25 protein-coding genes are annotated in these 24,369 nt (G+C 44.6%); 7 read left to right on the forward strand and 18 right to left on the reverse strand.

Features of this window, described 5'->3' with window-relative positions:
- Window positions 1–29: 29 nt before the first annotated feature.
- The 18 genes from DWX84_RS17605 to DWX84_RS17690 all read right to left on the reverse strand — a co-directional run bounded on the left by DWX84_RS17605 (window position 30) and on the right by DWX84_RS17690 (window position 13,235).
- Complete coding sequence (locus tag DWX84_RS17605) at window positions 30–962, reverse strand: hypothetical protein (RefSeq protein WP_048928095.1); 933 nt, start codon at window positions 960–962, stop codon at window positions 30–32.
- On the reverse strand, window positions 963–1,631 hold the full coding sequence (locus DWX84_RS17610) for a hypothetical protein (RefSeq protein ID WP_009018466.1): 669 nt from the start codon (window positions 1,629–1,631) through the stop codon (window positions 963–965).
- A gap of 21 nt (window positions 1,632–1,652) precedes the next feature.
- Window positions 1,653–2,918 (reverse strand): hypothetical protein, encoded by a 1,266-nt coding sequence (locus DWX84_RS17615; protein ID WP_009018465.1) that lies wholly within the window; start codon window positions 2,916–2,918, stop codon window positions 1,653–1,655.
- Window positions 2,919–2,923: 5 nt separating this feature from the next.
- Window positions 2,924–3,328: a peptidase S49 gene (locus DWX84_RS17620; RefSeq protein ID WP_048928096.1), complete on the reverse strand. Its 405-nt coding sequence runs from the start codon at window positions 3,326–3,328 to the stop codon at window positions 2,924–2,926.
- A 6-nt stretch (window positions 3,329–3,334) separates the two neighbouring features.
- Window positions 3,335–4,219, reverse strand: a complete 885-nt coding sequence (locus DWX84_RS17625; RefSeq protein WP_009018463.1) for a S49 family peptidase — start codon at window positions 4,217–4,219, stop codon at window positions 3,335–3,337.
- 57 nt (window positions 4,220–4,276) lie between these two features.
- Entirely contained in the window at window positions 4,277–4,723 is a 447-nt protein-coding gene (locus DWX84_RS17630; RefSeq protein WP_022192461.1) for a hypothetical protein, read from the reverse strand.
- Between the two features lie 117 nt (window positions 4,724–4,840).
- A complete protein-coding gene (locus DWX84_RS17635) occupies window positions 4,841–5,311 on the reverse strand; it encodes a hypothetical protein (protein WP_009018461.1) in 471 nt (156 codons plus the stop codon).
- A 588-nt stretch (window positions 5,312–5,899) separates the two neighbouring features.
- Window positions 5,900–9,868, reverse strand: coding sequence for a DNA primase (dnaG, locus tag DWX84_RS17640; protein WP_009018460.1), 3,969 nt, complete (start codon window positions 9,866–9,868; stop codon window positions 5,900–5,902).
- A complete protein-coding gene (locus DWX84_RS17645; RefSeq protein ID WP_009018459.1) occupies window positions 9,865–10,269 on the reverse strand; it encodes a hypothetical protein in 405 nt (134 codons plus the stop codon). Before DWX84_RS17645 ends, dnaG begins: the two co-directional genes overlap by 4 nt.
- A gap of 254 nt (window positions 10,270–10,523) precedes the next feature.
- Window positions 10,524–10,712 carry a hypothetical protein gene (locus DWX84_RS17650; RefSeq protein WP_009018458.1) on the reverse strand — a complete coding sequence of 63 codons (189 nt, stop codon included), beginning with the start codon at window positions 10,710–10,712 and terminating at the stop codon, window positions 10,524–10,526.
- Window positions 10,709–10,915 carry a hypothetical protein gene (locus tag DWX84_RS17655; RefSeq protein WP_227713731.1) on the reverse strand — a complete coding sequence of 69 codons (207 nt, stop codon included), beginning with the start codon at window positions 10,913–10,915 and terminating at the stop codon, window positions 10,709–10,711. The genes DWX84_RS17650 and DWX84_RS17655 overlap by 4 nt, the downstream gene beginning before the upstream one ends.
- Window positions 10,891–11,265 (reverse strand): hypothetical protein, encoded by a 375-nt coding sequence (locus tag DWX84_RS17660; RefSeq protein WP_048928097.1) that lies wholly within the window; start codon window positions 11,263–11,265, stop codon window positions 10,891–10,893. The genes DWX84_RS17655 and DWX84_RS17660 overlap by 25 nt, the downstream gene beginning before the upstream one ends.
- The gene (locus DWX84_RS17665; RefSeq protein ID WP_022192468.1) at window positions 11,258–11,464 is read right to left on the reverse strand and encodes a hypothetical protein; all 207 of its coding nucleotides are present in this window, start codon (window positions 11,462–11,464) and stop codon (window positions 11,258–11,260) included. The genes DWX84_RS17660 and DWX84_RS17665 overlap by 8 nt, the downstream gene beginning before the upstream one ends.
- An 11-nt stretch (window positions 11,465–11,475) precedes the next feature.
- Window positions 11,476–11,760: a DNA translocase FtsK gene (locus DWX84_RS17670; protein ID WP_048928099.1), complete on the reverse strand. Its 285-nt coding sequence runs from the start codon at window positions 11,758–11,760 to the stop codon at window positions 11,476–11,478.
- A gap of 47 nt (window positions 11,761–11,807) precedes the next feature.
- The gene (locus DWX84_RS17675; RefSeq protein ID WP_048928100.1) at window positions 11,808–12,083 is read right to left on the reverse strand and encodes a hypothetical protein; all 276 of its coding nucleotides are present in this window, start codon (window positions 12,081–12,083) and stop codon (window positions 11,808–11,810) included.
- 23 nt (window positions 12,084–12,106) lie between these two features.
- Window positions 12,107–12,508 (reverse strand): hypothetical protein, encoded by a 402-nt coding sequence (locus tag DWX84_RS17680; RefSeq protein ID WP_048928101.1) that lies wholly within the window; start codon window positions 12,506–12,508, stop codon window positions 12,107–12,109.
- A gap of 19 nt (window positions 12,509–12,527) precedes the next feature.
- On the reverse strand, window positions 12,528–12,875 hold the full coding sequence (locus DWX84_RS17685; protein WP_048928102.1) for a hypothetical protein: 348 nt from the start codon (window positions 12,873–12,875) through the stop codon (window positions 12,528–12,530).
- A gap of 150 nt (window positions 12,876–13,025) precedes the next feature.
- A complete protein-coding gene (locus DWX84_RS17690) occupies window positions 13,026–13,235 on the reverse strand; it encodes a hypothetical protein (RefSeq protein WP_048928103.1) in 210 nt (69 codons plus the stop codon).
- Window positions 13,236–13,363: 128 nt separating this feature from the next.
- On the opposite strand from DWX84_RS17690, the gene DWX84_RS21955 reads away from it, so the two are divergent.
- The 7 genes from DWX84_RS21955 to DWX84_RS17730 all read left to right on the forward strand — a co-directional run bounded on the left by DWX84_RS21955 (window position 13,364) and on the right by DWX84_RS17730 (window position 24,360).
- A complete protein-coding gene (locus DWX84_RS21955; RefSeq protein ID WP_009018448.1) occupies window positions 13,364–13,741 on the forward strand; it encodes a helix-turn-helix transcriptional regulator in 378 nt (125 codons plus the stop codon).
- A 4-nt stretch (window positions 13,742–13,745) separates the two neighbouring features.
- On the forward strand, window positions 13,746–13,976 hold the full coding sequence (locus DWX84_RS17700; protein WP_048928104.1) for a hypothetical protein: 231 nt from the start codon (window positions 13,746–13,748) through the stop codon (window positions 13,974–13,976).
- Window positions 13,977–14,594: 618 nt separating this feature from the next.
- Window positions 14,595–15,929: a TolC family protein gene (locus DWX84_RS17710; RefSeq protein ID WP_005866082.1), complete on the forward strand. Its 1,335-nt coding sequence runs from the start codon at window positions 14,595–14,597 to the stop codon at window positions 15,927–15,929.
- A gap of 47 nt (window positions 15,930–15,976) precedes the next feature.
- The gene (locus DWX84_RS17715; protein ID WP_005861993.1) at window positions 15,977–17,227 is read left to right on the forward strand and encodes an efflux RND transporter periplasmic adaptor subunit; all 1,251 of its coding nucleotides are present in this window, start codon (window positions 15,977–15,979) and stop codon (window positions 17,225–17,227) included.
- Between the two features lie 12 nt (window positions 17,228–17,239).
- Window positions 17,240–19,615, forward strand: coding sequence for an ABC transporter permease (locus DWX84_RS17720; protein ID WP_048928106.1), 2,376 nt, complete (start codon window positions 17,240–17,242; stop codon window positions 19,613–19,615).
- Between the two features lie 38 nt (window positions 19,616–19,653).
- A complete protein-coding gene (locus DWX84_RS17725) occupies window positions 19,654–21,981 on the forward strand; it encodes an ABC transporter permease (RefSeq protein WP_048928107.1) in 2,328 nt (775 codons plus the stop codon).
- Window positions 21,982–22,002: 21 nt separating this feature from the next.
- On the forward strand, window positions 22,003–24,360 hold the full coding sequence (locus tag DWX84_RS17730; protein WP_048928108.1) for an ABC transporter permease: 2,358 nt from the start codon (window positions 22,003–22,005) through the stop codon (window positions 24,358–24,360).
- Window positions 24,361–24,369 lie beyond the last annotated feature (9 nt).

The raw sequence follows: 24,369 nt of genomic DNA on the forward strand, positions 1-24,369 counted from the left end.
TCTATTCCCCTTCATTATGGAAGCAAGATTTATTTCAAGTTATCCAGTTCCGCCAGCTCACGTTTGTAATAAGCCAAGCGTTGTTCTGATTTTTGCCGGAGGTTAAGCTTTCCGTTTTTCTCATGTTGGGCGATAGAGGTTTCCGTGCGCCGGATATTCTCCCTCAGTCGTTCGATCCGGTTGGCGATCTGCATACCTTTCAGCAATTGATCGGCCGGGAGCTCCTCGGTTTTTTGAACCTCGGTTTTTAACTGGATCTGCTTACCCTCGGCCCAAGCGTCGATCTGGTCCCATAGCTTGGTACGGCGGCTCCAAAGCTCATGCACCTGATCGGCGATCGGCTTGCGTTGCTCCGGAGTAAGGGCCTCGTTCTGCATCTCCGTGAATAAGGCGGCGTACAAGGGGGTGATCTGGCGGACCTCGTCGAAGATCGTACGGATGTTATCCGGAAGGGAGGAGTATGTGGCGATCTTCGCTCCGGGCCGTAACAGGGCGAATTGATCTTGCAGTTCTTGCAACTCTTCCTGCGCTTCCTCCAGCTCGGCTTGCAATTGATCGATCTCTCCGGATTTATCGTCATTGTCTTCCTCCAGCTCGGTGATCTTGTCTTGTAGCTTGAATAGCTCGGATTCTTTCACGAGGATTTCTTTTAAGACTTTATCGCCTTTTTGCTGATCCGCTGTTTTCTCGATCGCCTTTGTTGCCGCGACCGCTGTTTTCAAGAGTATCGAACCCCGTTCGGAGATTGTTATCTGGGGTTGGGCCGACGATAGGCGCGCTACGGTTGTCAACTTATTCACCAATACGGTGAAATGGGAATCGAACTGCGGAACCTCCTTTACCTCGCTAAAGAAAGCGATATACTTCTTTCTCATCTCCTCCGGAGCTAGAGCTTGAAAAAGCGCTAGACCGTCCGCGTATTTACGCTTACGGTCCGCTAACCAGTATTGTAATGTTATCATTTAAGAACCTCCTTCCGGTGGAGTAGGAGCTACCCCGGTGAATAATGCGTCTATATCGATAGGCGTTCCCATGATAATCATAGGGGCGGGGCTATCGGCCTCGAAAGTGAAGGACCAACCTCTTTTGTCGGCCGCCGCCTTGCCGCCGTCGAAAGAGGCGGTAACCGTACAAGGATAGCCGGGCTGTCCGATAAGCTGCTGGCTCTCGTTGTCCTCGATGATCAAATAGCCGGGCGTATTGCAGATCTGCCGGGCGAAAGCGGCGGCTTCCACTTTCTTGCCGGGGTGGAAGAACTCGCCGCTGATCTTGTAACTTTTACAATCTGTCTCGCCTTGAGACTCCGCTTTGTATCCTACAGTTGCCCGTGTCGCGTAAATAGGTGTCGGTTTACCTCCCGACTCTAAAAAGGTAAAAGCTCCTGTCGCCGTCACGAAATCGGCTGTGGCCTTGGCCTCTTTGGGGAGCGTGGGGACGACAGAGACTGAGGTTTCCGGAATAAAGGCGATACGACCTTTATAACCCCCCATATTGTCCGCTCCAGCTGGCCATAAAACAGGGCCAAACGAGGCGCACATCACATAATCCGCCGGAACGTCCGCCCCCATGAAGAGGACGGATAGCACCGCTAGCAGAAACAATACGGACAAAACTTTTCTGAAATCTTTCATCGTTTTATTTATTTACTGGTTTTACGATTTGGTATAAGTACCGGAAGCGGTGAAGTCCTCTCCATCGGCTACCGTGACTTTCACGTCTGCCGGCTTGGTATAACCGGCGATATCCTTGAAGGATACGGTTTGCTCACCTTTGGGTATGCCTAAAAGGGTAGCTCCGCTTCTCATCCATTCGCCGTTCTCGCCCACCTTCCAAGCGGCACCGGCTTCTATGGCCTCGTCGCTCTCGATCGTGACGGTCAGGGCGGCACCGGTTACGTAGTCGCCCGCTAAATCAACGCCCTCATTGGTGAACTCGTTAATCTGGAATACCTTCGGATGGATATCCTGAAAGCGGGTACCGTACCCGGCTTGTAGCCAGAACTGAACCTCGTTCGGGTCCTCGAAGATATCGCGGATCTGGACGAACCGGGTCGCCTTCTTCGTATTCACGCCAAAATCCAGCATTCCGGGACGGATTAAGATCAAGGCCTGTCCTGTTCCGTATGCCTCATGGGTGACAGGTTCCAGTCCCGGGAACTTGGCGTCGTCCTTGACCGCCTTCCAAAACTCCTCGGTGGATGGGCGGGCGAACGCTTTTGTCTTTTGCCGGTAAGCCTCCTTACAGATCAACTCGATCTCGTTGGCATAATACAGGATCGCTTTACGGCGTAAGAAAGGATGTGCCGCACGTAAGAAGTTGACCAGACGATCGTAATCATCTACACCGTCACCACCGCCAAACGTACCGGTACGTACTAGGTTACGATTCGCCATGGTGATATCCTTCGTTGTCTTGAAATGATCGATCCAAGGGAAAAATCCGGTGAAAGAACTCATCGGGCTATACACATTGTCGTTTCTCTCGGCGAAGAAAGCGGAGAAAGTGATATCCTCCGAATGGCTGATGATGTGATTATCCACCACGAATTTCTCCATGGGGTGTTTCTTTACCGTATGGTCCACCTTCTCTCCGGCGTTGGAGAGAATACGTTTTTCCGTATAATTTAAGATGTTATCCTTCAAACGAGAAACGGTAAGTTCCGGTTTGATGGACATCTCTACCAATTTACCGATCTCATCGGGATACTTAATCTCGGCCCCGGCTTTATATGGGCCGGTGTGTCCGGCTTTGCGGCGAGCGTTCACGATCACGTCCTCATTCTCGATCTCGATCACGTTGAGCTTCATGGCCGCGGCGAACTCCTGAAACGTGAAATAGGGAAGGGTACGCAACACGTTATCGTAATCCTTCGCGTAACGATTCAGTTTCTCAATATCTAAAATGCCTTGTTTTGCCATTGTTCTTAGTGTTTAAAAAATCCTGTTTTCTCAGCCTCGGCCATGATAGCGAGGGTATCATCCTCATGCTTATCGGCGAAATCCTTGATATCTCCGGTCTCTGCGGTCGGCTCTTGCTTTACTTTTGCTTCCGGCTTTTTGCCTGCCGGTGTTCCCTTTAGCTCTGCCACGTCTGATTGAAGTTGCTCAATCAGTGTGTCTTTCTCTTTCAACTTTTCTTGGGCGGTCGATAATTGCTCCTGTAAGTCGGAGGTATTACCGGTGCTCTCGATCGAATCGAGCAGCTGATCCACTGTTACGTCTTCCGCTTTCATGTCCGGGTTATCACCCAGTACCTTATTCAGAAGCTTGTCCCAGTTGTCGGCCGCTTGTTTCATCGCATTGTACGAATCATCTTTCAACCACTTCATAAATCACTATGTATTAAAATAATTAAGAACATTCTCGAAAGTATCTATCTCATCGATCATACCGATGTCCATGGCCTCCGGCGCGAAAAACATCTTACCGGTGGCCCATTTACCTTGATCCTCATTGATCACGCCTACCCGGGCGTTAGCGATACTGGAGATGAAATTCTCGTTATACGTATCGCATACTTTTTTTAGCGGTTCCGTATCTCCCTGCAGAGCCTTGTGAAATTCTTGGTTCTTGTCCGTGGATTTGGAGGCATAGATATCGATCAACTTGATTCCCATCTTGGCATAATACTCGCTGGTATCAACGATCGTCATATAGGTACCCACGCTTCCGATCCGACAGACATTGGAGTTCGCTACGATCTTGTCGCAACAGGAGGCGATGCCATAGGCTGCGGACGCTACGAAATCATTGCAGAAAGCTACGACAGGTTTGTTTCGGCTGTTAATCGCTTCCTGCATGATCCGGCATCCCATTCCCTCGCCTCCGCCGGAATCGATATTCAAGACGATCGCCTTGATATTATTCTCGTTGTAGCATCGGTTTAGGAGATTCGCCTTGGTAAGCATTCCGGATGGACCGCATTCTTGGTCGTATTTCGTGATCGCCCCGTTGATGTTCATTATGGCTACGGAGTTTTTGGGTGCGTCCTCGGGTGGAGACCATCCTCCATACTCGCTGATCTGGTATGCGCCATTTTTTAGGGAGGCGAAAAGCAAGGCGTTATCCTCGGTCGGCTCTTGTTCGGAAGAAGCGTTCCGGGGTTTCCCGAACATCGTTTCCGGCTTGGTAAGAAAAGATGCGATAAGGGGGAAATAATTCGCCGCGAAGTTTTCCTCGACGAACCATACTCCCCCCAGAATGTTGTGTAGATAAAGCATATCTTCCTTTTTGATGGCAAGGATATACTTATATATATGTATGGTAAAGGACTTCGGTCAATCGATCAGTTGAAGTTGCGGAACCAATTGCTTTCCGGATAACGAGATTTTGTATCCCGAGAAACCGCTAGGATCGCTGGGGTGCAACACCTCGAATTTGCATTTTAGGGGAAAACGATCCGATCCGACCACGAATGTATCCCCACTAAAGTGTTTATACTTAAAGATCGCCGTGAGGTGGTTCAATCGTTCGCATTTTTGCCATAGATCGCCGGTCATATATTGACGGGGTATTTGCAAGGAACCAGATACATTATATAGAGTGCCTGATTCACTTTCTTGTGGCTCAACCTTGATAGAGGTTCCATATCTTCCCGGGTGAAGGTTGATCCAGTCTCCGGACTTGAGTCCAACTTTTACTTTGTCTGCCTCTTGAGACACGCTCGCTATTTGCCTCGAGAAAGCGAACCACGCATCGGAGATGCCTCCCATATTGTCTGCCATAACCTTAGTTTTTATTTGTTTATCAATAATATCTGATCGTAATGGATACACTTGGAATTTTATTCCTCCCAAAAGGGACAAATCGATACGCTTGGTCGGAGTGAAAAACACTCGTATTTAACTTTTATTGTACGAACGTTTCTCTTTTTGCTTCCTAGTTCGGTCCCTCCAGCGATAGTAGTTCTTTTTTAGAGCATCCTCGCTGATCCCGTTGATATCGAATTTGCGCATAAAGGAAAAAATACTTTCGATATACTGTATCCCATACATATGCTTGTTATAATCTATCCATTCGTGCAGCTCGGCCCAGAACATCAACTCTATCCGTCGCTCAAGGATTCGCTGCGAGCGTTCGCTAAGATAGTTGTAGTAAGCCGGATCTTTTCCACATCGTCTGTCCGGCAAAGCTATTTCCAGCGTTCCTTGCTCCAAAGGGCAGGAGGCCGGGCGCTTGGATGTCAGATCAAACAGGGTATGATACAAATCTGTCTTGTCCGGAAGGGTTATCACTCCTTCCCGGCAATCATTGAATTTTCCACGCATGTACTCCTCCAAATGCTTTTTTATGCTTATCTTTACTGTCACCATATCGATTTTCTCTCTTCTTATAGGCTTTTTTACTCTATTTTCCCTATGTGTATGTGTTATATTTTGCGACCAACACGTCAACAGACCAACAGGAAATATAAAATATGATGCTAATTTACTATATTTCAATGATATAATCGGTAAAATACTAAGAAACATGCGACCAACCAAAAATAGTGGTTGTTGGTCACCCCTACCAACCGTCAACAGTGCTTCATTTTTCCCCGAATTTAGAATTATTGCCAACAGTGACCAACAAAAAGAAAACGATGACCAACAGGAAACAACAGCCTACTTCTATTTAATTAATATATATATTATTGATTATTATATATTTATCTTATATCTGTTTTGAAATGTTTCATCTTTTGTTGGTCTGTTGGTCTGTTGACCACTTTTTCTATCCTTTATAGGGTTTCAAAACACGCAAAACTTGCTTATTTCTTTTTTTAATTTCAGGGGGTCCGGGGGAAATAGATGAATAAAGATAGAACCGGCTTCCCGGATGTGCTTGTTGTCCATGGCCTCCAATAGCCAAGCTATATCCTAGAAAGTCGGTTCTATGCGATTTTAAAATACTATCAGTCGTTAAAAGCGGAATCCCGGCTCAGTCTCCGGAGTCTGATCGTAGTTTTGTACGTCTCTTTCGAAATCGACATCGAGCAAGTCTCTGAGAATATCGTAATTGAAACAAACTGCCGAGGTATTACTCTCTTTGTTCACCATAATACGTTTCATGCTGTTATCTATGGTGGGTTCTCCCGCCGGGTTTGCTAGAATGTCTCCTTTTGGGACTTCTTTCACCTCTTGCCATCGATAACGAGTGGAACGTACTTTGCCAATATAGGCCTCGTTACTTTCGAAATAGGTATTTAAGGATTGAAGAGAGAACGCCTCACCTTTTAGCTGTTGGGTATACATAGGATAGATATTTGTCATGTTTAGATATAAAACACGGGTATCTATGGGCTCTAGGTTTTTTATTTCCGTATCCCGGCCTTGTTTCTTAATTGTTACCTTTCCCGGTACCTCGATCTTATAGTCTCTACCTTGAACTAGGCTTCCTGTATCGATCAAGAAGTTGAGTATACTGAAGAAGTTGAACATCTTATTTGAGGAACTAATCGATTCTACTTGTTTGATCACTTTCGCTATTGCGATTTCGAAGAACTGTTCTGCGGTAAAAGGTAGTTGCAATGAGGTATGTTCTTCCACTATACGACAAACGGAAACGAACATTGATACCGTCTCGAGTATACGAGAGAGGCCATCCGTGTTTTTAACGGATACCCGTACCTCGTCTTTCAAGGATTTAAAGACCTCGTCGTATACTTTCTTATAATGTTGCAAGATGCTATTTCTGCACGCCAATATCTCAAGGAGGACGCTATGTAGTCCGGATTCCTCGTATCCTTTCAACTCATTGAAGATTTCTTCTTCCAATTCAGACCGATCGTCACGTTTCGGTACCTCGCAAATGATACATCGATTTGCGAGAGAGTTGTCATCCTGTTGGGGGCTTTCTTGGCCCATGATAACAAGAGCTGCGTTCACTTGGCTACTATCGATCTCCTTACTTACCGCATCCTTACGTTTCTGCTTGCCTTCTCCATCATATACAGCGGATTTCAAGGCTTGGAAAATCACAGGGTTTATTTGCGTGTCGTTATACTCTTCGAGCATGATCGGGATATTCCGGTATCTCTCCAGCCAAGAGAACAAAGCGGCGGGGGTTCCGGAGTTTAGGTTGAATGCTGGTGCGTCCGGAGACATCGATAGAGAGCGGATGGAATAACCAATTTGTGATTTTCCGGAACCCGTCGGACCGATAAAGAATAAAGCCGTAAAGGTTCTCCTGACATTGTATATATCGCTACGGAAGGCACTCATGATCGAATATATGATCGCCCACATACCGTTATTGTTTAGCTTGTATACCTCGTTCATCAGTGAGGCCCACTTTTGGAAATTGATAGAACATCCCGCTTTGGGTTCCCGGTACTTGATGAAGCGATCCAGATAGTAGCGATCGCTATCCCGGCGCTCAGATGCGTAAATTTTAGAGAAAGCCGGGATATAATAGTATTGTTTATTGTGTTCCACTAATCCCAAATCTGATACGTATTGGAGTTGTTGTTTTCCATCGATATCATGGACTATAGCGTTACTGAAAGCGAAGAATCCTTCATCATACCAGCCAAACATACGAAGCTCAAAACACTTCTTGAACTTGCCCGCCCAACTATCCATGATCAAATCGAGATGGTTTTGTGTCCCATTGGAGAAATTGATATCACCTTCTTCCCATAAGCGTTTTTTAAAGGATGGGAGTGTGAGCATCTCTGCGCTGATCCACTCCATATAAATCGGATAGGGATAGTTTGCTTGAGTGAGTTCTACGATACGTTTGTTGGCTTGGCTTTCTTTATCGTAAACATGTAATAGTGGCTCAATATAGAAGTTTCCTACTCTCATAAACGATTTTTTACCATTAGCGAATATATATGCTAATTTTCTTCCATTCTTATCGAGATATGGGAAAAACTGATAGGCACGCCATAACCGGTTAATCGCTGGATCAGAGTCTACATAATCCGGGAGTCGGCTAGGATCGAACATGAGTGAGGCTCCATCTACTTGGAGTGCGTCTGAATTAAACCGGGCCTCTGATTTACGGATATCGAGATATGGTTTCAAGACATGTTCCAGAGCTGTTTTGGTGACCCCTAACATCCGGGCATAATCTGTAGTTTGGAAAGCCCGGGTGGTAGCATCCGCGTAGGATATCACTTCAGAGCATCTTTCTAAGGCTATTTTCTTTATATTCTCGGGAGATTCCCGGAATGTACTGTATAATCCGATATAGTATTCATTGAATCCAATCTCTTTCTCTGTGTCTACGAGTTTATAACGTTCTTCACCTTTCTCGTCTACATAACTTTCCCGCTCTCTTTTATATTTGCTCATGGAGACCGTGAAGCCGGTTCTTGTCAAGGAACGTAGAAATGAGAGCTCTTCCGGTTCGATCATGTTTTCTTTTACCTCGAATTTATCCCTGCAACGGATGATGGGAGATAGCCGGCGAAGCTCTTGTACCTCGGACACACCCGGGATACCTGTTATAAGGATGACCGGACAAACTCCCCATCCCTCGGAGAAACGATTGACAGACCAAGTAAGGGTGACTTGTTTGTTCCCGGTTTTTACAAGTTCCTCCGCTTCTTCCACGCCGGTTAATCCCGGTTGGGTAGGTTGGGCTGGCACGCTTTTCTTACCTACGGCTTGTAGCTCGGCAACTAGATTTGTTATCAATTCCCCATCTGCGTTAAATCGTTCGGCGAGGGATACGATATATGCTTGCCTTTGTAATTTATCCGGTACGACGGAGATACTTTGGGCGATAATCCGGAGAACCTCTGTTTTCCGGATCGGATCATCCATCTCGCTTTCGAATGCTTTATAAATAAAGGAGATGAAGTCGGTCTCCTGCTTTTTCAAGAATTTGGCTAGTTTCTCAGTCCCCATCTTGCGGGCGAAACTGTCCGGATCTTCTCCTTCCGGAAGAAGAACGGCACGGACGTTCATGCCCTCGGCCAGCATGATATCCATGTTCCGGACGGAGGCTTTCATGCCGGCTGCGTCTCCATCATAAACAGCGGTGACGTTTCGGGTAAATTTCTTGATGATCCGGACTTGATCTAGTGTAAGGGCGGTACCGCTACCGCAGACCGTATTGGGATAACCGGATTGAACGAAAGAGAGTACGTCAAATTGACCTTCCACCAAATAGCATTTATCGGATTTCGATATCTCTTGGCGAGCTTGGTATATACCGAATAACGTCTTTCCCTTATGAAAAAGGGGAGTCTCCGGAGAGTTTAGATATTTACATTGGGTATCCTTTTCCAAGGAACGGCCCGTGAAACCGATCACTAGTCCTGATAAGGAATAAAACGGGAATGTGATCCTATTTACAAATCGATCGAAAATCTTTCCGTTCTCTTTCCTTGTAATCAAACCGGCCTTCTCCATAGCCGCCATGTCATAACCTTTTTGAGAGCCTAACTCGGTCAATGCGGTAAACATGGATGAAGAGTACCCCGCTCCATATTTAGACAGGATATTCGGGGTGATTCCTCGTGTTTCCAGATATTCAGCGGCCTCTTTCTTCTTGAGGAAAGCCGTAAACGTTTCTTGGGCGAATGTGAGGCAGATTTGTAGGGCCTCCCGCTCTTTCGTTTTCTTCCGTTCATCGTCGGTTAGTTCCCGTTCGGGTACTGTTATGTTGTATTTCGAGGCGACTAGCTTTACCGCCTCGAAGAAAGATATCCCTTCGTGCTCTTTTACGAAGGTTATCACGTTCCCGCCTTTACCACATCCAAAACATTTCCAGATATTCTTAGCGGGGGATACGACTAGGCTTGCGTCCTTGTCCCCATGGAATGGGCAAACTCCCTTGTAATTTACTCCAGCTTTTTTTAGCTTAACATAATCACCTATCACGTCTACTATATTGGCCGTGTTGATGATATTATCGATCACGTCTTGAGGTATCATATTTCATCTTCTTTATTGTCGTTAAATAAATATAGTTGTCGGGCTTCGAAGGCCTCTTGTAAGGATACGCCTAGAGTTGTGGCTAGACGTAAATACTCTTGATCTGTGGGGCTTTCCTCCCCCCGGTATAATTTCCAAAACCGTACTTGGTTGATATTTACCGCATGCAAGAAAGTTGTTGTTACATTGAAATATTCCGGATTGATTAATTTAATCCGGAACAATTCTAGCACAAGGTTCCGTTTTACGGAAGGACGGTAAACGATATGGTTCCTATGGATATATAGTTTAACGGCTAACTCGGTCTTTCCTAGAATCTTCCCTATTTCCTTGAGAGTTATCTTCCCCAGATTCTCCTTCAATATTTTTTCTTGGCTTTCTGACCAGCGTTGTCTTTTCATGTCGTCTTATGAATTTATAATCTTGACTAAAATCATAGTCATAGTTTCCTTCTTGAATGAACATACAGACTATTTTTATAAAGAGTTCTCTGTTTTCCTCCTTAACCGTAGCCTCGAGAGAGAATGAACAATCTACTTTCATATTTAGAAGTTCATTATATACGCTGTTCACATACTCCCGGAATTGATCTACTCCCATTTTCTCTTTATAGATGGCGATCCAGTTCCAATCTGTCATTCGATACCGGGCGTAACTATCCATCGATTACCTCAATATTGTCAAAATCTGCGGTGTCAAAATCCAATGGTTCTCCAAAAAGAGGATTATCGGAGGTGACGCACGCTCCCGGAACATATAGGTTTAGTTCCAGCCATTTCAAAAAATCCTCCCGGTCGCAATTAACGGGAGGGCATTCTACTTCGTATATGATTCTAGCTTTCATTGTATATTCTTTTCTAATTGTCTTTTCATATCCATTACGATCCTATCGACACTTGATCTTTGATCGATAGGCTTCGTCGCCAAGTAAGTACATAAGCAATCATCTAGGATGACAGCTTCTTCCTGTGAGATATCCTGAATGATGATCTTGCCGTTTGAATCCGTTTCGATATACATGATCATTCCTCCTTCCTCTGTGCCCATATGTTGTCCATCTTGGCTAACTTATTTTGCATGTAGCTGCGAAGTAAAGTGGAACATTCTTCTGTATAGTCCGCAAATTTGCAAGCGAACTGGTATTCACATGTCCGATCAACATCACGAACGAATTTGCCGGCATGATTGATTATGGCTTTTATGTGCATCTTATCGGACTGGATAAATTGCTCGTCCTGCATTAATAGCTCTTGGATTTCCATAGCGGAGTTCTCTAGGATATCTGCCGCTATGAACATCATCCAAATCGGTAAAGCGTACTCCTGCGGAGTAGTATGCGCCAACTTTTTTCTTTTGGCGGTGGCTACAGCCATCGCTAAATAATTCTTGTCATTCATCTTTTTTCTTTCCTCCTAAAATTTCCATGGCATGATTACACATCTTGATGGCCAGATATTGGAATAGCTTGGGAGATTTGTTTTTTGCGGGAGGTAAAAAATCCACATTCAATTTAACCACATCCCCATGTTGCGTGATGGTAATCACTGCCTTTGCTTGCTTGATTGCCTTGTAGGTCTTTTTATTCAGTCGTTTCATATTTTATTATATTAGATCCATTCTCTATTATCCCAGCAGGGATCAGATAATCTTTGTTCGCCTAACTCCATATCGGATAAGCGTTCCTCTAGGGAGACAATGTCCTTAATCAGTACATCACGTGGAGCTGCACCTTTAAACTTACCTACGATACCAGCTTCTTCCAATTGGTTTACTATCCTTCCTGCACGATTATACCCGATTCTGAACTTGCGCTGTATTAATGACGTGTTAGACATTTGTCTTTGAACTACTAAAATTGCAGCAGCTTGGAAATAGTTATCATATTCAGTCATTTCTTTATACGGTTGACCTATACACCATAAGATTCAATTATTCTTATTTAAGTAGTTAGTTTCTTGACTTCCGACATTATGTAGTCGAAGTGCTCTCTAAATTCTTTGGTATGAGTAAACACAGGAGAATCTATATCAGACAAATTCATATTTACAATATCGCTCATACACTTTACATGCTCGGAATGAGCCTTATTATAACCGCTCCTATAAGCATCCATAACCAACCTTCTGACATCCATCCGGTCTATTGATTCAGGTTGCGGATCACACACCCTTTTTGAATGTTCAATCGCCAGCACTGTAACTTTTTTCTTTTTCATGTTCATATCTTGTTAGTTTTACGTTAATCTCCTATGATCTGTCTAATCGCATATGTTTGCCTTCCTTTGAAATCAGAGAAATCAATCAAGGATTGTTTACGATAAAGGGTAAGGGCTACTTTCCGGAATCTTTCATAATTACGCCGGTCAATAGGTTTAAGCTTCCATTTATTCATATCTTCCTTTAGTTTTTTGCGAGTATGGGCAAAATGGCCTATACAGCTATTTTTCCCAAATTCATGCTTAAAATCATAGCAATGGAAATGATCATCCTTTGACAGAAAGATTCTTAGTTTTTCCAATCTGGTAAAACTTAATCTCTCCACACCTTGCATGGATGTCTCTTTTTCTTCCAGCCAAGCTTCAATTACAAGGTCGTAGAAACCTTGGGAGTATTCTCTTTTGTAGAAATAATGTATTTTCATGCACTTTTATTTTAGATTATTATAGAGAGTTTATTAGACTTGAATGTTTGCTATTGGTCTTCCGGAGGAAGGACTTCCTGTACTCCTCAGGATCAGCGGTGCTGGGAATGAGAATAACCGTTCGACAATCTATCCGAAGAGGAATCTTTCCTTCATCGTTACCGTTTGGTACGATAGGGGTTGGATTCTTTCCCATATCAGCCTTCGGTTTAATCACGGGAGGAGGAAGTTGTTTTTTCAATCCAAGTTCCTTTACTAGCGCATACACCTTTTCCGGGCGTATGCCCAACATCTTGGCCATAAATTGGCCGGTCAGTTTTTTGTAATTGGTACGAATGTACTCCTTTTGTTCTTCTAATGTTGCCATAGTATTGATTTATTTTAAGTTATGTGTATGCCAGTAGTCTACCAGATCAGCGATTGTCCGTGTAGAGTTTTTTTCGTGTATATTCCGGATTCAATGAAAGCCAAGGCTTTCTCCACAGATACTTTTGAAATTTCTTTTGTGTTCATGATTTTACCAGATAAATGTTGTTTGACATATCGTTTCTAAAAGTTTTCTTTCCAGAAGAGAGTAGTTTTCTCTAGTCAACTTTGAGTAGAATGTAGGGTATGAAATACCGCTTCCTTCCAAAAAATTGTTTCTAACCTCTTTTTTCATTTCTTCATCCAAAGACTGGTAATAGTCTTTAAATGTCATTTTTTCAATCTTTTCTGCATTTTCCATACGTAAAACATATTTTAGTGTTATATTTATAATGCAAACGTAAACTAAACTTTGATATTGCACAAAGTTTTGTGTGATATTTGTCACATGATTATATATGTTTAACAATGTTTACAAATAATACTTGAATGTTTATACCAAGTAAAATAGAACAGCTTATTATTGATAACAAATTGACAAAGAAGTCTTTTTGTGAAAAAGTATCCATATCTGTACAAGGATTGGACAATATTTTGAAAGGAGCAGATCTTGGTTCAAGTAAACTTGAACGAATAGCAGATTTTTTCAAACTACCCATTGATTACTTTTTCGATAGAGACATAAATGTAGATAACTCAATCGGTCATCATGTAAATGGAAATGGGAATAAGGTTTCTGGAGATATTACTCTAAGTGAATGTAAAAATGAACTTGAGAAGCTCAGATTACTCATTAAGGAGAAGGAAGAGCGTATAAAAGATAAAGATGAAATGATTGCACTTTTAAAACAACAACTAAATAAATAGTATTATGGAAAACAAAAAGCTTATTCACAGTAATGAGTATCACTTGCTAAGGCAATCAGATATCCAAAAAGAAATGAAACAGGTCGTGGAAAACTTGCACATGGCTGCTGGATCTGTAGGGGGATTTGATCTCTATAAAGTCGTACAGACTTACATGCTTGATCTAGAAAAACGGCATGCAATTAATGAGCTTCTTCATATTCCGGAAGATGCTTCTTTTTATTATGAGAAGTAATTTGTACCGGGACTGTTTTAGGACAAAATAGTATTATAGTGATATTTGTGATATTTTGATAAACAGATAAATAGATGCTAAGCGTTTACACAAAAGGGTCTTGGTACCCCGACTTAGAAAAAGGGAAATGGTTGGTATTCAACTGTTTCCCTTTTTTTGTGTCCTGCCCTTAAATCTAAAGGATAGTCAACGATTGTAATCAAAACAATTGTTCGTATCTTCAAGTAAAAAACATTCTTCTTACTATATACAAATATAATTACTATCTCATCTATTTCCAGATTATCGCCGTGGAATATATAGACCACGTCGTGATTTGTATATTCCACGTCTTGATCTGTACAGACCACGTCGTGGTTTGTAGAATTATACAGTATGCGCATAAGAATTCATAGGCTATCGAGCAAGAATTCATATAGGAGCGGAGCGTTTTTTGCTTATGGAGAAGAGGAGACGCTCTTACGTGTCAAAGTGGGAATAGTGTCAAACAATTAGACAGCGTTGTCAAAATATTGGACAGTTCTAAAAGAATAGCTTTTTGTTATCTGGTTGTTGTTTAGTTGTTTATGTGTTTTGGCACGTTCTTTGCTATTATTTTAAGTAGAAAATAATAGAGCAATGAAACAAATATTACTTACAACAGTTCTTTCTCTCAGTTTCGCTACCGCGACGGTGGCCCAAGAGAAACTTTGGACTTTGGATGAATGTATGCGCTATGCCGTGGAAAACAGCCCATCGGTTAAAAAGCAAGTTTATACATCAGATACGTATAAGGCGGAACGGAATGCCGCTGTAGCTTCTTTTTTCCCGGCGGCATCGGCTAAGGTCGGAGCGCAATATAGTTTTGGCCGTTCGATTGACCCTGCGACCAATACCTATGAGAATACTTCTACGTTTAATAATAACTATGGCCTCGACGCTTCTATTCCTATTTTTACGGGCGGACAGCTGATCAATCAATGGTTGATGGCAAAATCCAATCGCCGTATGGGAGTTAATGACATCCAGAAAGCGAAAGATGATTTAGCGATGAAAACCATGCAGGCTTATATGGATGTGGTATATTATAAAGGAACGATTCGTATGGCGGCCGAGAAATTGGAGGAGAGTAACCGTACCTTATATAAGACTCGCCGGCAAGAAGAGCTGGGTTTGAAAGGGAAAGCGGATGTAGCTCAATTCGAGGCTCAAGTAGCGGCCGATGATTATACATTGACCCACCAGCAGAATCTTTTCAATACGGCCTTGCTTACCTTGAGGGAATGTATGAATTATCCATCTGATTTAGAACTGGAGGTGGATACTTTATTACCGGATATCAATTATGTTCCGGAAGTAGAGAACGTGGCGGAGATTTTCGCTTATGCGTCCGGGAATAACCCTACCGCCTTGCAAGCCGAGTATCAATTAACGCAAAGTAAATACCAATATCGTATTTATAAAGGAAAGTTGTTGCCGAGTATTTATTTGAATGCCGGAATCTCTACGAGTTATTTCGAGAACCTGAAGTCTGATAAGGCCCCGGAAGTTTTCAAGGATCAGTTTAAGAATAACCGTGGTGAATATGTCTCTTTTAGCCTTAGTTTCCCCTTATTCGATGGTTTGAGCAGATTAACGAACGCTCGTCGTTACCGTAACAATATGCGGATCGCACGGGAGACAAGAACAGAGGTCTTTCGCCAGTTGCAGACAGCGGTAGAGCAATCCGTCTTGGATCGTGAGGGATACGCTAAAGAGGCCATACAGATGGATAAGAAGGTGAGATCGGATGAGTTGGCTTATCGTGTTACCCTACGGAAGTACGAGGAAGGCCTGATGAGCACGCTGGATGTACAGACAAGCGCGAATACGCTGTTGGAGTCCAAGGCCAATCTGCTTCAAAAGCGATTGATGTACTTATTGAAAAGCAAGCTGGTGGATTATTATAAGGGCAAGCCTCTTATCAATGAATAAGAATTGAGAACATAGAATTTAGATGATAATAAAAAATATAGAATACGATGGATATACAATTAGAGAAAAAGAAAGGTCTTCAGAAGAAGCATATTCCTTATGTAGCGGGTGGCGTGTTGTTCGTTATCTTGTTGGGATGGATTATCTTTGGTGATCATGCTTCTACGTTGAAAGTGGATGCGAGAGGAATTAGCATCGGTAATGTGACCCGTGAGCAATTCAATGACTTCTTTCGTATGGATGGTCAGGTGCAACCTATCACGGTCGTGCAGCTTAGCCCCGAGGAGGGCGGTATCGTACAGGAGAAAGTCGTGGAAGAGGGCGCCCAAGTGAAGAAAGGCGATATCATTGTTCGTCTGAGCAACTCAAATCTGGATTTGCAGATCTTGAACGCTGAGGCCGAGTTGGCGGAGAAGCAGAACTTCCTTCGTAATACGCAGGTTACCATGGAGCAGGATAAGCTGACCAATCAGATGGAGAAACTTCAATACGATATGGACATGAACCGGGCCCGCCGCTCGTTCAACCAACAAGAGCAGTTGTATAAAGAGAACTTGATCGCCAAGGAGGATTATCTGAAAGCGAAGGAGGACTTCGAGTTAGCCTCTCAAAAGCACGCCTTGATTACCGAGCGCTTGCGCCAAGACTCTATCTCCCGCACGATCCAGATGGATGAGATGGAGGCCAGCTTGGCGAACATGCGGAAGAATATCCTGTTGATCCGCGAACGTAAGGAAAACTTGAATGTCCGTTCCCAGATTGACGGTGAGTTGGGACTGTTGGATGTCGTATTGGGGCAAAGCATCAATCCCGGACAAAAGATCGGCCAGATTAACGACCTTTCCGATTATAAGATAGAGGCCATGATCGACGAGCATTATATAGACCGCGTGAAACCGGGCTTAAGCGCCGCTTTCGAGCGTCAAGGCTCGTCTTTCGACTTAACGGTGCGCAAAGTTTATCCCGAGGTTCGTGATGGTAAGTTCCGTACGGATTTCGTTTTCACGGGTGAGCGTCCGGATAATATCCGTAGTGGACAGACCTACTATATCAACTTGGAGCTGGGGCAACCTACCGAGAGTATCATTATCCCGAAGGGAACTTTCTTCCAGAGCACGGGCGGAAGCTGGATATTTGTTCTTGATCCGGATGGAAAGAAAGCTTACAGGCGTTCTATCAAGATCGGCCGTCAGAACCCGCAATATTATGAGGTTCTTGAAGGTCTGGAAGCCGGTGAGAAGGTGATTGTGTCCAGTTATGAGAGTTATAAGGATAATGAAGTGCTGGTGCTGGAATAAAATCGATATAATATGAAAAACATACTAATCGCCATTCGTTCCATTTTTAAGAAAGGGCGGCATAACGTGATGAAAATCGTATCGTTGGGAATCGGCTTAGCGGTAGGCTTGGTATTGATCGCTAAAGTCTATTTCGAACAATCGTATGATGATTTTTATCCGGATAGAGACCGGGTCTATCAAGTCTGGGCGAAATACCAGCAAAATGGAGGGGAGTTGAAGGATTATCCGCAAACAAGCGGTGGCATCGCTCCAACTATGCAACAACAGATACCCGAGATCGAGACCGTCACCCGATACACGAGTTTTGGAGACTGGACCTTTACGATGACCGACACCAAGATGAAATACTCCGGTCGTTGTATCATAGCGGATAGTTGTTTCTTTGATATTCTTCCTCGTCCTATGTTGATCGGAAATGCGAAAGAGGTTCTTTCCACCCCGATGTACGTGTTGATATCAAGTCGTATAGCGAAAAATATCGGAGGCGATGTTATCGGGAAAAACTTCACGGTAGACAATTCGCCGGGACGTACTATGACTATTGGTGGCGTTTTTGAGGAAGTTCCGGAAAATTCTCATTCCCGTTACGATGTAATTGTTTCCATGGCTTCGGCGGGTCGGTTCATGTGGGAGGGTTCGCCTACTAATATGTTGGGAAACGATCGTTACATAAGCTATGTGAAGTTGCACAAGGGGGTGAATCCTTTAGCTTTGGAGGAACAGGTGCGTACGTTTGTGAATTCTTATTTCCCTCCGGAGGAACAGCAAAAGGTCGGGTTAAGCATTGATTTCTCATTTCATAAGCTAGATAATCTACACAAGGAGTTGCCGCAAGTCAAGCGAATGACGTGGATACTTTCCTTACTGGCCTTCGCTTTGATCTTTACGGCGGTGATGAACTATATCTTGATCGTGATATCCTCTATCGTAAATCGCTCGAAGGAGGTGGCTGTCCATAAATGTTATGGGGCAAGCGAGAATAATATTCATGGTATGATGTTTGGTGAGGCGTTGGTACATATAGTGCTTTCACTGATCTTGGCCTTATTGTTGATCCTTGCGTTTAGAGGTACGGTAGAGGAGTTGTTGGCGACTTCGTTAGATTCCTTGCTCTTGTCTAATGGTAGCTTGGTCTTGCTAGGGATATGTATCTTGGTGTTTTTCGTATCTGGTTTTATGCCGGGATCATTATACGCCCGGATTCCGGTGGCCTCCGCTTTCCGTAATTACCGGGAGAATAAGCGTATCTGGAAGAAAGCCTTGTTGCTTGTCCAGTTTGTAGCCACGGGCTTTTTGGTGACGATGCTTGTTTTCGTTGCCCGTCAATATACGTTTATGGTGAACGATCGTCCGGGATATGCCTATGAGAACCTTGCCTACTGCGGGTTAGCTGGCGTGGACTCTACCTCTCGTGCCAAGATTCTGGATGAGGTGATGCGGCTTCCGGGGGTCATTGCGGCTACCACCGTCTATCAATTGCCTTTCGAGCATGCTTCCGGTAATAATATTCTTTTACCGGGTGAGACTCAAGAGCTTTTTAATATCGCCGATCTCTATTGGGTAGGTAACGGATATTTGGACATGATGGAGATTCCCGTGATCCAAGGCCGCTCGTTCACGGAAAATGTGACCAATTCAAGAGAGGTGATGGTAGACCGCCGTTTCGTGGAGAAAATGAAATTGGTAGCGGGCTGGACGGATGATGTGATCGGGAAGGATATCTGCGTCACCGAGCATAGCAAATGGAATGAGGAGCCATTCACGATTTGCGGTGTTTATGAGAATATCCGTCTGGGAGGAATCTCGAACCAAGATATGCGGCCTTCCGTATTATTCTATGCGCATAAGCCCATGTATACCTTGCAGGTGAAGTTCCATGAGCTGAACAACGATAGTATGGCTCGTTTACAGCAGAAGATATCCGAGACATTTCCGGATCGTGAACTGAACGCTATCTCTTTCCGTTCCGAGATCATGGAACTATATAAGGACTCCCGTCAATTCCGTGATTCCGTGATGATCGGAGGTTTGGTCACGCTTCTTGTTACGTTGATAGGACTTATAGGCTATACGAATGATGAGGTGAGCCGTCGTCGTAAGGAGATAGCGGTTCGCCGGGTGAATGGGGCTACCTTATGGGATATATTGAGGTTGTTCATAAAGGATATCGGATATATCTGTATCTATGCGGTCATATTAGGCGGTGGTATAGCATACTTTGTCTTGCAAAAGTGGCAAGAGCAATTCACGGAGAAGGTTCCTTTGTCATGGTACATATTCTTGGGTTGCGGCGTATGTGTATTATTGATTATATATTCCGTGGTTTGTCTGGATGCCCGTAAGACGGCTAATGATAATCCGGTGAATTGCTTAAAATCTGAGTGATTGAAAATAGATAATAGAAAATTGATAATTCATAATTCATGAATAATTTATTGAACTTTAAGTCCTTTTTAAAGTTCCTTGGAAGGAATAAGGCTTATACGCTGATAGACGTGTTTGGTCTGTCTGTATCGTTGATGTTTGTGTTATTGATAGCGGTCTATACGGTACAGGAGATGTCTACAGATAAATTCCATACCAAGGCGGATCGTATCTATCTGGTCGGGAATGAAAATTGGATGGCCACCGGAGCCGCCATTCCTTATAAGATAAAGGAACGCTATCCGGAGGTAGAGAAAGTTTGCCCGGTAGTGGCAGATAATTCAAGCAATATAGTTGTAGTTTCCGGTGATCGGAAACTAAAGGCGAACGTGATGTTTGCGGACTCCACGTTCTTCGATTTCTTTGATTTCCGGCTGTTACAAGGCACTCGTGAGCAAGCGTTGGCCGCCGGGAACTATGCGGTGGTCTCTTCTTCGTTCGCCCGTAAGATGTTCGGAACGGATGATCCGATGGGACGGCAGTTAGTGGTGGGAGATACCATATCGGCTACTATAAACGGGGTGGTGGAGGATTTACTTCATTCCTCTATTCCCGAAGCGGATGTGATCGTGCGTTGGGAGCAGGTTAGCTGTTTTAACCCCAGCTTAGCCCCGGATCAGTTGAGGAATGCCGGAAGTACATCGGCTTTTGTCTTGGTGCGTGAGGGTAGTGATTTCCCTTCTCGTGCGGAGGATATGGCCCATTGGTTCAAGGAGTTTTATTGGCCGTATCAATATGGGACGGCAAAGGAGGTACGCATATTGCCGCTTAGTGAGCAGTATTTTGCGAAAGCCGCTTCTTACTCTTCTTTGCGAAAGGGAGATTGGCGTTTCGTGATCGTGCTGATGTCCGTAGGTTTCCTTATCTTGATTTTTGCGGTCATTAATTATATTAACTTGACGGTCGCCCAAGCGGGTTTCAGGGCGAAGGAGATGGCTACCCGGCGCCTTTTGGGTTCTTCACGGGGCGAGTTATTCATGCGCTTGATGCTGGAGTCTACTTTGCTTACGTTTATTTCTTTGGTTATTGGGGTTCTCCTTGCTTTGGCGGTCGTGCCGTTTGTCAATGATTTATTGCAGACACGTGTCGATATGAATGTATTGGGTAGACCTGTCTGGCTATTGGCTTTGGTTTCATTAACGGTTGTCGTGGGAGTTTTATCCGGCTTACTGCCTGCTATCATTATTTCTTCTTCTAAACCGATCGAGGTGGTAAGGGGTACGTTCCGGGCTAAGACGAAAATGGTATTCAGTAAGTTCTTTATCGTATTCCAAAATGTGATCACGATCACGATGATCGCCGCCTCTATCACGATGGTTTGCCAGATCGTTCATATGATCAACGCTCCTGTCGGATATAAAACGAAGAATTTATTGGCTATGCGATCGGTGGATGAAAGGCAGTTATCCGCTTTTGTCGGTGAGTTGAAAGGTTTGTCATGCGTAGATAGGGTCGGGAAGACTCAAGGATTGCCTTTATTCGGTAGTAATAATTGGACTTCTACTTATCAGGGGCAAAATATATCTTTTCAGCAATTCGTTATGGATAAGGATTGTTACGATATGCTGGGATTGGAGATTTTGCGTGATAACCATTTAACGACAGAGGGCTGGTTCCTAAACGAGCAAGCGATGCGTGAGATGAACTTATCGGAGGATGCGACCTCTTTTATGTTGGATAGGCACGAAAGGCCGATAGCGATAGCGGGTATCGTCCGGGATTTCTATTGCTTTGGAAATGTGACGACAGGGATGAACCCTGTCATGTTCCGTTTCTTGAAAGATAATGAAGCTCCTTGGATGATTTTGATCGAGACACAAGGTGATCCTTTCGCCGCAAAGGAGGCTATCGGTAAAGTATATGAGAAAGTGACCGGACTTGAGTTTGAGGCTTTCTTCATGGATGAGAGTTTACAAAACTCATTCGACTCGCAAATCCGTTTGGCAAAGATCGTAATCGTATTCTCGATAATCGCCATCCTTATTTCTTTGCTAGGCTTATTGGCGATGTCCACTTATTTTATCCAACAGCGTTTGCAAGAAGTATCCGTACGAAAGGTATTTGGTTCCAGCAACCGGCAGATATTGGTTAAGCTCGTATTCACGTTCTTGAACTATGTGCTGATCGCTTTCGTGATTGCCATACCTATTATTATGTACTTTATGAAAGATTGGCTGTCCGACTATTCGTATCGTATCGGTTTAAGCCCGCTGATATTTATCGCTGCCGGCTTATTCTGCCTCGTGATCTCGTTTGTCTCTGTCTTTTTCCAGAGCTACCGGGCTGCCACATCGAATCCGGTGGATAGCTTTAGGCATAGGCTTTAGTAACTTTTAAAAGGAAATATCATGAACTCAATCGTACGAAATTTCGTTTTTGTGATCAGTCGTTTTAAAATGGCTAGTTTCTTGAATGTAGCAGGATTATCTGTGGCTTTCACAGCTTTCTTGATCTTGTTCATGCAAGTTCGTTACGAGTGGGGATACGATCGTTTCCATAAGCATGCCGACCGGTTGTATCGCTTGGAGATCGTTCACAATAATAAAGGGGCGCAAGTCGTATTGAACCGCCCGCTTATCGATCGGTTCTTGGCCTCCTCTCCACATATTGAGGAGGGGGCGCTAATCAATCGGTGGGGCGATAAGAAGTATATCACGGTGGATCGGGATGGTGAGCGGATGACTTTCCATGAGGAGCTCTATGCCTGCTATCCCTCCTATGCCCGTGTTTTCAACTTTGATATGGTGGAAGGTGAAGCGGCGGCGTTGGAGGAGAAGGGCCGGGTATTGATACCGGCAAGTATGGCTCATCGTTTCTTCGGCAATCATCCGGCGGTCGGGCAAGTCTTGATCGGAGAGGGGTGGACGTCCGAGGTGGGAGGTGTCTACCGGGACTTTCCCTCCAACTCGATCGTCAGTAATGCGGTCTATCGGCGCATATCGGACAAGGAAGGCGCAGGCGCTTGGATGCAAAATAATTTTGAGTGTTATCTCCGTCTGGATAATCCGGCCTCCGCTCCGGATGTCTTGGCTGGTTTCGAGAAAAATTTCCGCCACGACGAATGGAATTGGAAAACGAGACAATTGCGCTTGACTTCTCTGCCGGATATCTATTTTAAGACTGACACGAGCTACGATTCACAGAAGCAAAAGGGGAGCTATGCCCAGCTTCAAGCGCTATCTGCTATCGCTATCTTGATCGTATTGATAGCGGTCATTAATTTCATGAACTTCAGCAATGCTTTGGTGCCGGTCCGTTTGCGGGGCATCAACACGAGGAAGGTATTGGGGAGTCCGGTATCGGCGCTCCGGATGGCCGTGGCCTCGGAGGCGGTGGGGATGTGCCTGTTGTCTTACCTGATCGCTTTGCTGCTGGTTCGCCTGTTGTCGAAGACCGGGTTTGTGGATTTGGTCAGTGGAGGCATTTCCTTGGAGGGGCAGATGCCCTTGTTGATCGCCTGTGGAGGCTTTGTGTTGCTGATCGGACTTATCGCTGGTTGCTGGCCGGCTTGGTATATCACCTCTTTCTCTCCGGCACTGGTGCTGAAAGGAAATTTTGGCTTATCTCCCAAGGGGCGCTCGTTCCGCAATGTGTTAGTAGGATTTCAGTTCGTGGCCTCTTTTATTTTGGTTATAGCGGCTTTGTTTATCACGTGGCAGAATTACAATATGCTTCATACGCCGCTTGGATTCGATAGCGAGCGGATTGTCACCGTAAAGCTAAACCGTAATCTGAGCAGGCAACCGGAGAGCGTGCGTCAGCGGTTGGGGCAACTCTCCTCTGTCGAGGCCTTGTCGTTTACCTCAAGAGTGCTTGGCGCTGAGGATAATTACTCCGGCTGGGGACGTACCTACGTGGATGAGGATATCCAATTCAAGGTGGTGCAGGCAGACTCGGAGATTGAGCGGGTATTGGCCCTTCCTATTCTGGAGGCTCGGGGATTCCTGCCGGAAGACCAGTTGAGCGATGGCACTTATTTGTTCAATGAGGAAGCGAAACGGACCTATGGGCTGAAAGCGGGAGATCCAATCCGGTTGGACTGGGGAGATTTACATCGTAGGGAGAAGATCGCCGGTTTCGTGCCTGACCTGAAATATAACTCGTTCCGGGATAAGCTGGAGCCGTTCGCCATCTTTGTCGGAAAAGATATTATGGCTGGGACCTTGACGAACCTGATGATCCTTGTTCGCCCGGGGACGGACTACCGTCAACTCTCGCTAGACATAGAGAGCTCCTTGCGGGAACTAGATCCTGATTATCCCCTTGATATCCATTTGTTCAACAATATCCAAGAGAACTTGTACCAGAAAGAGCTGCTACTTGGCAAACAAATCTTGTTCTTCAGCTTGATTGCCGTATTTGTGTCTTTGGTAGGCGTATTTGGTGTTGTCTTGTTTGAGAGCGAATATAAACGGAAAGAGATCGGTATCCGGAAGGTATTTGGCGCTACCGTGATGGACTTGTTGCGGAAGCATAACCTATCGTATCTATGGATCGTCATGATCTGTTTCGTGATCGCCTCGCCGATCGCTTGGTACGGCATTGAGCGCTGGCAAGAGAATTTCGCCTTGAAGGCTCCGCTCCATTGGTGGATTTTCCTCTTGGCTTTCCTTGCCATTACGATCATCACGTTGCTCACGGTTACGATCCAGAACTACCGGGCTGCCAGCACGAATCCCGTGGACAGCATCCGGCAGGGATGTTGATATCGGCCC

Origin of the sequence: Parabacteroides sp. AF21-43, assembly GCF_003635435.1 — a bacterium.
GTDB classification, from domain to species: domain Bacteria; phylum Bacteroidota; class Bacteroidia; order Bacteroidales; family Tannerellaceae; genus Parabacteroides; species Parabacteroides distasonis.

What these genes read in the sequence shown, in the direction of transcription:
- DWX84_RS17605 (WP_048928095.1), bottom strand. Translation starts at nt 962, where the DNA reads ATGATAACATTACAATACTGGTTAGCGGACCGTAAGCGTAAATACGCG.
- DWX84_RS17610 (WP_009018466.1), bottom strand. Translation starts at nt 1,631, where the DNA reads ATGAAAGATTTCAGAAAAGTTTTGTCCGTATTGTTTCTGCTAGCGGTG.
- DWX84_RS17615 (WP_009018465.1), bottom strand. Translation starts at nt 2,918, where the DNA reads ATGGCAAAACAAGGCATTTTAGATATTGAGAAACTGAATCGTTACGCG.
- DWX84_RS17620 (WP_048928096.1), bottom strand. Translation starts at nt 3,328, where the DNA reads ATGAAGTGGTTGAAAGATGATTCGTACAATGCGATGAAACAAGCGGCC.
- DWX84_RS17625 (WP_009018463.1), bottom strand. Translation starts at nt 4,219, where the DNA reads ATGCTTTATCTACACAACATTCTGGGGGGAGTATGGTTCGTCGAGGAA.
- DWX84_RS17630 (WP_022192461.1), bottom strand. Translation starts at nt 4,723, where the DNA reads ATGGCAGACAATATGGGAGGCATCTCCGATGCGTGGTTCGCTTTCTCG.
- DWX84_RS17635 (WP_009018461.1), bottom strand. Translation starts at nt 5,311, where the DNA reads ATGGTGACAGTAAAGATAAGCATAAAAAAGCATTTGGAGGAGTACATG.
- dnaG (WP_009018460.1), bottom strand. Translation starts at nt 9,868, where the DNA reads ATGATACCTCAAGACGTGATCGATAATATCATCAACACGGCCAATATA.
- DWX84_RS17645 (WP_009018459.1), bottom strand. Translation starts at nt 10,269, where the DNA reads ATGAAAAGACAACGCTGGTCAGAAAGCCAAGAAAAAATATTGAAGGAG.
- DWX84_RS17650 (WP_009018458.1), bottom strand. Translation starts at nt 10,712, where the DNA reads ATGAAAGCTAGAATCATATACGAAGTAGAATGCCCTCCCGTTAATTGC.
- DWX84_RS17655 (WP_227713731.1), bottom strand. Translation starts at nt 10,915, where the DNA reads ATGGGCACAGAGGAAGGAGGAATGATCATGTATATCGAAACGGATTCA.
- DWX84_RS17660 (WP_048928097.1), bottom strand. Translation starts at nt 11,265, where the DNA reads ATGAATGACAAGAATTATTTAGCGATGGCTGTAGCCACCGCCAAAAGA.
- DWX84_RS17665 (WP_022192468.1), bottom strand. Translation starts at nt 11,464, where the DNA reads ATGAAACGACTGAATAAAAAGACCTACAAGGCAATCAAGCAAGCAAAG.
- DWX84_RS17670 (WP_048928099.1), bottom strand. Translation starts at nt 11,760, where the DNA reads ATGACTGAATATGATAACTATTTCCAAGCTGCTGCAATTTTAGTAGTT.
- DWX84_RS17675 (WP_048928100.1), bottom strand. Translation starts at nt 12,083, where the DNA reads ATGAAAAAGAAAAAAGTTACAGTGCTGGCGATTGAACATTCAAAAAGG.
- DWX84_RS17680 (WP_048928101.1), bottom strand. Translation starts at nt 12,508, where the DNA reads ATGAAAATACATTATTTCTACAAAAGAGAATACTCCCAAGGTTTCTAC.
- DWX84_RS17685 (WP_048928102.1), bottom strand. Translation starts at nt 12,875, where the DNA reads ATGGCAACATTAGAAGAACAAAAGGAGTACATTCGTACCAATTACAAA.
- DWX84_RS17690 (WP_048928103.1), bottom strand. Translation starts at nt 13,235, where the DNA reads ATGGAAAATGCAGAAAAGATTGAAAAAATGACATTTAAAGACTATTAC.
- DWX84_RS21955 (WP_009018448.1), top strand. Translation starts at nt 13,364, where the DNA reads ATGTTTATACCAAGTAAAATAGAACAGCTTATTATTGATAACAAATTG.
- DWX84_RS17700 (WP_048928104.1), top strand. Translation starts at nt 13,746, where the DNA reads ATGGAAAACAAAAAGCTTATTCACAGTAATGAGTATCACTTGCTAAGG.
- DWX84_RS17710 (WP_005866082.1), top strand. Translation starts at nt 14,595, where the DNA reads ATGAAACAAATATTACTTACAACAGTTCTTTCTCTCAGTTTCGCTACC.
- DWX84_RS17715 (WP_005861993.1), top strand. Translation starts at nt 15,977, where the DNA reads ATGGATATACAATTAGAGAAAAAGAAAGGTCTTCAGAAGAAGCATATT.
- DWX84_RS17720 (WP_048928106.1), top strand. Translation starts at nt 17,240, where the DNA reads ATGAAAAACATACTAATCGCCATTCGTTCCATTTTTAAGAAAGGGCGG.
- DWX84_RS17725 (WP_048928107.1), top strand. Translation starts at nt 19,654, where the DNA reads ATGAATAATTTATTGAACTTTAAGTCCTTTTTAAAGTTCCTTGGAAGG.
- DWX84_RS17730 (WP_048928108.1), top strand. Translation starts at nt 22,003, where the DNA reads ATGAACTCAATCGTACGAAATTTCGTTTTTGTGATCAGTCGTTTTAAA.